Annotated in this window: 8 protein-coding genes and 1 pseudogene; 4 read left to right on the top strand and 5 right to left on the bottom strand. The window is 30.2% G+C overall.

Translation table 11 applies throughout. The features are described 5' to 3' along the window. Window positions 1–92: 92 nt before the first annotated feature. Window positions 93–704, bottom strand: a complete 612-nt coding sequence (locus AC8IGH_RS04395) for a DapH/DapD/GlmU-related protein (RefSeq protein ID WP_507419504.1) — start codon at window positions 702–704, stop codon at window positions 93–95. A 129-nt stretch (window positions 705–833) separates the two neighbouring features. Between AC8IGH_RS04395 and AC8IGH_RS04390 the strand changes: the two genes are divergently transcribed. The 3 genes from AC8IGH_RS04390 to AC8IGH_RS04380 are packed head-to-tail and all read left to right on the top strand — an operon-like array spanning window position 834 to window position 3543. After that, entirely contained in the window at window positions 834–1505 is a 672-nt protein-coding gene (locus tag AC8IGH_RS04390; protein ID WP_507419503.1) for an HAD family hydrolase, read from the top strand. Between the two features lie 2 nt (window positions 1506–1507). Continuing rightward, entirely contained in the window at window positions 1508–2413 is a 906-nt protein-coding gene (prpB, locus tag AC8IGH_RS04385) for a methylisocitrate lyase (RefSeq protein ID WP_507419502.1), read from the top strand. Window positions 2414–2415: 2 nt separating this feature from the next. Next, window positions 2416–3543 (top strand): bifunctional 2-methylcitrate synthase/citrate synthase, encoded by a 1128-nt coding sequence (locus AC8IGH_RS04380; protein ID WP_507419501.1) that lies wholly within the window; start codon window positions 2416–2418, stop codon window positions 3541–3543. 7 nt (window positions 3544–3550) lie between these two features. On the opposite strand, the gene AC8IGH_RS04375 is transcribed toward AC8IGH_RS04380, so the two are convergent. Continuing rightward, on the bottom strand, window positions 3551–4576 hold the full coding sequence (locus AC8IGH_RS04375) for a ribonucleotide-diphosphate reductase subunit beta (RefSeq protein WP_507419500.1): 1026 nt from the start codon (window positions 4574–4576) through the stop codon (window positions 3551–3553). Then, window positions 4567–6507: a ribonucleoside-diphosphate reductase subunit alpha gene (locus AC8IGH_RS04370; protein ID WP_507419499.1), complete on the bottom strand. Its 1941-nt coding sequence runs from the start codon at window positions 6505–6507 to the stop codon at window positions 4567–4569. The genes AC8IGH_RS04375 and AC8IGH_RS04370 overlap by 10 nt, the downstream gene beginning before the upstream one ends. A 174-nt stretch (window positions 6508–6681) precedes the next feature. On the opposite strand from AC8IGH_RS04370, the gene AC8IGH_RS04365 reads away from it, so the two are divergent. Then, entirely contained in the window at window positions 6682–8136 is a 1455-nt protein-coding gene (locus tag AC8IGH_RS04365) for a phosphomannomutase/phosphoglucomutase (RefSeq protein WP_507419498.1), read from the top strand. On the opposite strand, the gene AC8IGH_RS04360 is transcribed toward AC8IGH_RS04365, so the two are convergent. Both AC8IGH_RS04360 and AC8IGH_RS04355 read right to left on the bottom strand, forming a co-directional pair. After that, on the bottom strand, window positions 8133–8621 hold the full coding sequence (locus AC8IGH_RS04360) for a hypothetical protein (protein ID WP_507419497.1): 489 nt from the start codon (window positions 8619–8621) through the stop codon (window positions 8133–8135). The genes AC8IGH_RS04365 and AC8IGH_RS04360 overlap by 4 nt on opposite strands. A gap of 14 nt (window positions 8622–8635) precedes the next feature. Beyond that, window positions 8636–8824, bottom strand: a pseudogene (locus AC8IGH_RS04355) (CoA transferase); the annotation flags it as partial.

Here is an 8824-nt window from a genome sequence, read left to right as displayed (position 1 = left end):
CCTCGATATTCGAGTTTTTTTAATGATTCTAAAATTTCTTTAGAAATATCTTTATAACTGGCAATACCAATAATACCGCACATAAATTATTTTTATTTTTTTCTTTTTTTAAATTCTCTTTGAGAAACTCTACTTAAAGCAAGAGCGTTGTTTTTTACATCTTTGGTAATAGTGGATCCTGCTCCGATCACTGTATTTTTTCCTATTTTAACCGGGGCAACTAAAGAACTATTTGAACCTATAAAAGCATTATCTAAAATTTTAGTTTTATATTTATTCTTGCCATCATAATTGCAAGTAATTGTTCCGGCGCCAACATTAACATTTTTTCCTAACACTGAATCTCCAATATAACTTAAATGGTTAACTTTAGAATTCTTCCCAACTCTAGATTTTTTAATTTCAACAAAATTTCCAATTTTAGAATTATCCTCTAAAACTGTTTCGGGTCTTAATCTTGCAAATGGTCCAATAGTTACATTGTTTCCAATTTTTGTTTTTTCTAAATATGAAAAACTTAAAATTTTAACATTATTTCCGATTTTAACACCCTTACCAATTACGACATAAGGTTCGATTAAAACATTTTTTCCAAAAATTGTGTCTAAAGATAAATAAATAGATTCTGGAGAAATTAATTTAACTCCTTTTTTTATCGCAGCTTTTCTAATTTTATTTTGTAACAATTTTTCAGTCTCAATCATAATTAAATTTACAAATAACTTTAATTCAAATTTATGATTTATTGCTATTCGATGAATGTTACTATAGTAATGATTTTGATAATTTAACTCACAAATTATTTCTTTTAACTACTATTTTTTTATTTATTTATGAGCAAAGCAATAGTTTTTGATCTGGATGGAACTCTTGTAGACTCCGCTCCTGATCTAATGGATGCACATAATTATGTAATGCAAAAATTTGGCTATGATCAAAAACCACTTACAGACATACGCTATTTGGCTGGTAGAGGTGCTGCTAATATGATTTTAAGTTCTTTGAAAGAAGAAGAAAAAAAATTCGATCAAAATATTCATAAAAAAATGACTGAGGAATTTATTAATTATTATAGAGAAAATATTTCAAAAAAATCAAAAATTATTAAAGGAGTTAATAAGTTTCTTGATTGGGGAAAATCTCAAAATATTAATTTTGCTATTTGTACAAATAAAATGGAATCTTTGGCCAAAAAACTTCTTAAAGAAATTAATCTTATTGAATATTTTGATTACATTGCAGGAGCTGATACATTTGAATATAGAAAACCTGATCCAAGACATTTAACAAATATATTAGAAATTTTAGATGTTAAAAAAGAAGATAGTATTATGGTTGGTGATAGCGAAACAGATGCAGAAACTGCAAGAATAGCTAAAGTAAGTTTTATACTCGTAAAAGGTGGGTATACAGAAAAAGATCAGCATACTATATACAATGATCACTCTATTAATGATTTTACTGAAATGAATAATATATTATCTAAAATAAATTTTTTAAATTGATTATGTATTTTGTTAAAAAAAACCCTATTGAAAAAAGAGCAGACCTTCAAAAGAAATTAAAAACAGGAAAACTTATTCGATTCCCTGGAGCCTATAATCCACTAGTTGCAAAATTAATAGAAGAAATCGGTTATGATGGTGTTTATGTATCGGGAGCTGTTATGGCTAACGATTTAGGAATTCCTGATATTGGACTTACAACTTTAACTGAAGTTTCAAATAGAGCTGAACAAATAGCCAGAGTTACAAACCTACCTTCAATTGTAGATGCTGATACTGGATTCGGCGAACCTATGAATTGCGCTAGGACAATTGAAGCGTTCGAAAATTTTGGAATTTCTGGATGTCACATTGAGGATCAAGTTAATCCTAAAAGATGTGGGCACCTCGATAATAAAGATATCGTTAGCACAAGTGAGATGATCAAAAAAATTAAATCTGCAGTAAAAGCTAGAAAAGATAAAAACTTTTTAATTATAGCCAGAACTGACGCTAATGCTTCTGAAGGTTTAGATAAGACAATTTCAAGAGTAAAAGCTTACGTCGATGCTGGTGCAGATATGATTTTTCCTGAGGCTTTAAAAGATGAAAAAGAATTTGAAAAAATGAGAAAAGCTACGAAAGCTTATTTACTTGCTAATATGACAGAATTTGGGAAATCAAAATTACTTTCTGTTAAAGAACTTAATAATCTTGGTTATAATTTAGTTATTTACCCAGTAACAACTCAAAGATTGGCATTAAAAAATGTTGAAGATGGATTAAGACAAATATTTACGGAAGGTCATCAGAATAATGTAATTGATAAAATGCAGACTAGAAAAAGATTATATGAATTAGTTGATTATGAAAAATATACTGAATTTGATAGTTCAGTATTTAATTTTTCTAAAAAAGGACATGAATAAATATGGCCGAAGGTGAGATTAAGAAAGGGCTAGTCGGCGTTATTGCAGATGAAACTAAAGTTTCAGAGGTAATGCCAGATATAAATTCTTTAACATATAGAGGCTATGCAGTTCAAGATCTGGCTGAAACATGTATGTTTGAGGAAGTTGCATATTTATTATTAAATGGAGAACTTCCAACAAAATCGCAACTAACTAAATTTCAAGAGGAAGAAAGAAATAATAGAGAAATTAGTTCTAATTTAAAAAAAGTTATTCAAAGTTATCCAAAAAACGCTCATCCAATGGATACGACTAGAACTTCTGTTAGTCATTTAGGATTGGAAGATCCTGAAACTTCAACAAATACTACTCAAGCTAATTACAGTAAATTTATAAAAATTTTTGCAAAAACTCCAACTGCTGTTGCAGCAAATTTTAGAACAAGAAAAGGACTAGATATAATTGACCCAAAAAAAGATTTAAGTTTTAGTGAAAACTTTTTTCATATGTGTTTTGGAAAAGTTCCAAGTAAAGATGTGGTCAAGGCATTTGATGTGTCTTTAATCTTATACGCTGAACATAGTTTTAATGCTTCAACTTTTACATCTAGAGTTATAACTAGCACTCTAGCTGATATTCATAGTGCTATTGTCGGTGGAATTAGCGCATTAAAAGGTCCATTGCATGGAGGAGCGAATGAAGTAGTGATGGATATGTTCATGGATATTAAAGAGCCTGAAAACGCTGAAAAATATATTTTAAATAAAATCAAAAATAAGGATTTAATTATTGGCTTTGGTCATCGCGTTTATAAAAATGGAGATTCTAGAGTGCCGACGATGACTAAATATTATTACAAAACTGCAGAATTTTATAAAAATGAAAAGTTTCCTAAAATTTCTAAAATATTGGAACAAACAATGATTAAAGAAAAAAATATATTTCCAAATTTAGATTTTCCATCAGGTCCTACTTACTATTTGATGGGCTTTGACGTTAACTTTTTTACTCCAATTTTTGTAATGGCAAGAATTACTGGTTGGTCAGCTCATGTAATTGAGCAGTTAAAAGATAATAGATTAATTAGACCCCTTTCAAAATATACAGGATCGGTTCATCGAAAAGTTCAATCAATAGATAAAAGATAATTCTAGACTATTTCGTAAATTCAAAGGCTTCAACCCAGGAACCCCTTGTAGATGCTTTAGAATACTCTGTCGCTCTACCTTCAAAAAAGTTCATGTGCTCAACCCCATTTAACATATCATCCAACCAACTTAATGGATTTTCCTTCACTTCATAAATTTCTTTCAGACGCAATTGGGACAGTCTTCGATTTGCTATCCATCTAATATAATCTTTGACTTGCTGAGCTGTTAATCCCTCAATATCACCCATTTCAAATGCTAAATCGATAAAAGCATCTTCATGATGAACAATTGTTCTGCACGCATCATAAATTTCTTTTCTTAAACTATCATCGAGCAAGCCTGGATTTTCATCACAAAAAGTATTAAAAATTTTAATCATTGAGTTGCAATGAAGCGTTTCATCTCTTACAGACCAAGTAACAATTTGGCCCATACCTTTCATTTTATTAAATCTAGGAAAATTAAGTAAAATTGCAAAACTTGCAAACAATTGAAGTCCTTCGGTAAAAGCACTAAATACCGCTACCGTTTTAGCAATCTCACGTTTATTTTTTGTATTAAAATTTTGCATATAATCATACTTATCTTTCATTTCTTTATATTTTAAGAATGCTGAATATTCTGAATCTGGCATTCCAATTGTGTCTAATAAATGAGAGTAAGCCGCAATATGAATTGTTTCCATTGCTGAAAACGCAGTCATCATCATTAAAACTTCAGTTGGTTTGAATACACTCGTATAATGTCTAAGATAACAATTATTTACTTCAACATCTGCTTGGGTAAAAAATCTAAAAATCTGAGTAAGTAAATTTTTTTCACCTTGAGTTAATTTTTTTTGCCAATCTCTAATATCTTCTGATAACGGAACTTCTTCTGGTAGCCAATGAATTCTTTGTTGAGTAAGCCATGCATCATAACACCATGGATATCTAAAAGGTTTATATACAGGATTATCTTTTAACAAACCTTGAGTATCACAATAATTCTTATCAATAATTTTATCTTGAATTTTAATTGCTACTGACATGACAAACATTCCTCATAATTTTTAGGTTCATCATTCTGTGTTTTTTCTGATGTGCTTGCAACAAAACTTTTACTTACAACTTCTGCTCTCTGTATAGATTTCGATCTACAGTAATAAAGACTCTTTAATCCTTTTTTCCAAGATTGAAAATGAATCTGATGTAAATCTTTTTTATGAACGTCTGCTGGAAGAAATATATTTAAAGATTGAGCTTGGGAAATGTAAGGAGTTCTGTCCGCCGAAAGATCAATTAACCATCTTTGATCAAGTTCAAATGCAGTTTTAAATACATCTTTCTCTTCTTGAGTTAAAAAATCTAAGTGTTGAACAGAACCTTGGCTTGTTGTGATCGAAGACCAAGTTTCATTATTATTTTTTCCATATTTATTAAGAACTTCTTCTAAAAACTTATTTCTAACGTTGAAAGAGCCTGATAATGTTTTATGGGTGTAGCTGTTTCCTGCAATAGGCTCAATTCCTGGCGATGAACCACCACAAATGATTGAAATTGATGCTGTTGGGGCTATTGCAGTTTTATTAGAAAATCTTTCCATTATTCCATAATCTTTAGCGTCAGGACATGGCCCTCTTTCTTCTGCAAGTTTTTTTGAAGCTTTATTTACTTCCTGATCGATATATTTAAATATTTTTGTATTCCACACTTTTGCCATTACAGATTCAAAAGGAATTAAATTCTTTTGTAAGAATGAATGAAATCCCATAACGCCAAGACCCACACTTCTTTCACGATAGGCAGAATACTTTGCATCTTTGAAAGAGTCTGGAGCTTTTTCTATAAACTCACTTAAAATGTTATCTAAAAATCTCATAATGTCTTCAACAAAATTTTTATCATCCTTCCACTCGTCATATGTTTCTAAATTAATTGACGATAAACAACAAACAGCTGTTCTATCTTTTCCATTTTTATCAACTCCGGTAGGTAATGTAATTTCAGAGCATAAATTTGAAGTTTTAACACTTAGGCCAGCAAGCTTATGGTGCTGCGGTATCATTCGATTAACAGTATCTATAAAAATAATATAAGGCTCTCCTGTTTCAACTCTAGCAGTTAAAAGTCTAATCCATAGATTTCTTGCAGAAATTGTCGCTTGAACAGTTCCATCATACGGACTCTTAAGTGCCCATTGTTCATCCAGTTCAACAGCTCTCATAAAAGCATCAGTTACTAAAACGCCATGATGAAGATTTAATGCTTTTCTATTTGGATCTCCTCCTGTTGGCCTTCGCATCTCAATAAATTCTTCAATTTCGGGATGATCAATTTGTAAATAACAAGCAGCTGACCCTCTTCGCAAAGATCCTTGACTAATTGCTAACGTCAAAGAATCCATGACTTTAATGAATGGAATAATTCCAGAAGTTTTTCCAACTCTTCCGATTTTTTCGCCAATAGATCTTAAATTTCCCCAGTAACTACCTATTCCTCCGCCTCTCGCTGCAAGCCAAACGTTTTCTGACCAAAGATCTAAAATTCCATCTAAGCTATCGTTAGCTTCATTTAAAAAACAAGAAATTGGCAGACCTCTATCAGTTCCTGCGTTTGATAAAACTGGTGTTGCTGGCATGAACCAAAGATTACTAATGTAATTATAGACTCTTTGCGCATGTAAATTATTATCTGCATAATTTGCCGCGACTCTTGCAAATAAATCTTGATAAGATTCTCCTTCAGCTAAATACCTATCGTCTAAAGTTGCTTTGCCAAAATTTGTTAATTTTGAATCTTTAGAACGATCAATTTTAATTGTAATCCCTTTTTCATTCTGGAATAATTCTGTTTCTTTAGTTAAAGAAAAAAGATCTGGTTTTTTTAAATCTTGAACATTAGATTTTGGAGTTGATGTTGGAATATCGATTCCTTTATCCAAAACGAGATTCTTGATGGCTAAAGCCAAATTATCTTGCATAACTCTATATTTTATTAGATTTTTATGGTAAAACAACTACATGTTGTGTTACAAAATCATGAATATACTATTAATAAGTATGCTTCAATAGAACATTAATAGAACACTATAAAAAAGTCAATTAAAAAAATTTAATTTTGATAAACCATTAAAAATAAAAAACTAATTTTTTTAATGAGTTCTAAAGATATCAACATAAACAAAAATGGTTTTAGAGAATACGACGCCAGATGGTTGTATCCAAATGATATTAATTTAGGCGGTATTAAAAATTTAGGAATCGGACTTGGAACACAAATCACAAAAAGAACTAAAAATAATCCAAGAGTAATTGTTGGGCATGATTATCGCTCTTATAGCGAAGAAATAAAAAAATCACTAATCCAGGGTCTCATATTAGCAGGTTGTCAAGTTGAAGATGTAGGGTTGTCACTCTCACCTATGGTTTATTTTGCACAATTTGAATTGAATGCAGATGGTGTTGCAATGGTTACCGCGAGTCATAATGAAAATGGATGGACTGGTGTTAAGATGGGAATTGAAAAAGGATTAACTCATGCGCCTGAAGAAATGAATGAACTTAAAGATATTGTTTTAAATCAAAAATTTAAATTAGGCAAAGGTTCTTATAAAGAAATCAAAGGATTTAAAGAATTATATATTAATAATCTGATATCAAAAAATAAAATACAAAAAAAAATTAAAGCGGTTGTTGCGTGTGGAAATGGAACTGCTGGAGTATTTGCCCCGCAAATCTTAAAAGGTATTGGTTGTGAAGTTGTAGAATTAGATTGTAATTTAGATTTTACTTTTCCAAAATATAACCCTAATCCAGAAGATTTAGAAATGTTACATGCAATTGCAAAAGCTGTTAAAAGTAATAATGCAGACGTTGGTTTTGGTTTTGATGGAGATGGAGACAGAGTTGGGGTGATCGATAATAAAGGTGAAGAAATATTTTCAGATAAGATTGGACTTTTAATAGCTCGAAACATTGCCCCAAAATATAAAGGAGCTAAATTTGTTGTAGATGTAAAATCTACTGGTCTGTTTGCAAAAGATAACATTCTTAAAAAAAATAATTGCGAAACTGTCTATTGGAAAACTGGACACTCTCACATTAAAAGAAAAGTTAATGAAATAAAAGCACTTGCTGGGTTTGAAAAAAGTGGACACTTCTTTTTTAATAATCCTTTAGGATATGGTTATGATGATGGGATAAATTCTGCCATCCAGGTTTGTCATTTACTTAATGATCAAAATAAAAAAATGAATGAAATAATTAATGATTTACCTAAAACTTATCAAACTCCTACTATGGCTCCATTTTGTAAAGATGAAGAAAAATATCAGGTGGTTGAAGATATAATAAAACAAGTAGAAATTCTTAAAGTAAAAAATATTAAAATCGACAATCAAGCTATTACAAATATCTTAACAGTTAATGGTGTTCGTTTTTCTTTAGAAGATGGATCATGGGGATTAATAAGAGCTTCATCTAATAAACCTTCTTTGGTTGTGGTAACTGAAAGTCCTACATCAAATGAACGTAAAAAAAAGATCTTTGATTTTATAGATAGTTTACTCCAAAAAACTGGAAAAATTGGAGAATATGATCAAAAAATTTAATTTGATTTAGTCCAGTATCCATAGACACAACGAGTGCCATTTCTAGAACAATCAAAAATATCATTAAGAACTCCATCGATAACAACTGTTAAATGCTTAGAACAAGATACAATTAACGTACCCCCTGGCAGTTCCTCCCTTTTTAAATGAACCTTGCAACCTTGTCCTACAAACATAGTTGGTGTCCATTTCCAGCCTAATTTTTCTAAATATTTGTTTAATACAACTCTATGAGTGCCAGTTCTTGGACTGTCGTTTTTTTGTTTTAAACTTCTAGCTAATTTTGTTTTGGATGTATTTCTAAATTCTTGATTAGCCTTAAATAAATCATCATAAACTTTTTGATATGACATGCCTGTTGCAATAGCAATAGATCTAACAACGCAATCTCCTGCTAGGCCTTTGTAACCTGCGGCAGCTCTGCCACCATCATTTACTTTTAATACTAAATTACTTCGAGAAAATAATTTTTTAAAAAACATCAAAAAGATTTCTAAACTTATTTGAAAAAAGAATAAATTATTTTATTTTTAATTAAACTATCAATCTCTGTTTCACTAAACTCATAATCTAATAAAATTTCTTTTGTATGTTCACCAAAAATAGGTGCGGCTTTAGATTTGTCAGATTTTGATTTTGAAAATTTAATTGGCATACCAATTGATTTAAATTTACCTGCTTTTAAATT

Source organism: Candidatus Allofontibacter sp., assembly GCF_038145245.1.
GTDB lineage: Bacteria > Pseudomonadota > Alphaproteobacteria > Pelagibacterales > Pelagibacteraceae > Fontibacterium.
The sequence above is the reverse complement of the archived record's forward strand: the minus strand, read 5'-3'. Positions and strand labels throughout refer to the sequence as shown.

What these genes read in the sequence shown, in the direction of transcription:
- AC8IGH_RS04395 (WP_507419504.1), bottom strand. Translation starts at nt 704, where the DNA reads ATGATTGAGACTGAAAAATTGTTACAAAATAAAATTAGAAAAGCTGCG.
- AC8IGH_RS04390 (WP_507419503.1), top strand. Translation starts at nt 834, where the DNA reads ATGAGCAAAGCAATAGTTTTTGATCTGGATGGAACTCTTGTAGACTCC.
- prpB (WP_507419502.1), top strand. Translation starts at nt 1,508, where the DNA reads ATGTATTTTGTTAAAAAAAACCCTATTGAAAAAAGAGCAGACCTTCAA.
- AC8IGH_RS04380 (WP_507419501.1), top strand. Translation starts at nt 2,416, where the DNA reads ATGGCCGAAGGTGAGATTAAGAAAGGGCTAGTCGGCGTTATTGCAGAT.
- AC8IGH_RS04375 (WP_507419500.1), bottom strand. Translation starts at nt 4,576, where the DNA reads ATGTCAGTAGCAATTAAAATTCAAGATAAAATTATTGATAAGAATTAT.
- AC8IGH_RS04370 (WP_507419499.1), bottom strand. Translation starts at nt 6,507, where the DNA reads ATGCAAGATAATTTGGCTTTAGCCATCAAGAATCTCGTTTTGGATAAA.
- AC8IGH_RS04365 (WP_507419498.1), top strand. Translation starts at nt 6,682, where the DNA reads ATGAGTTCTAAAGATATCAACATAAACAAAAATGGTTTTAGAGAATAC.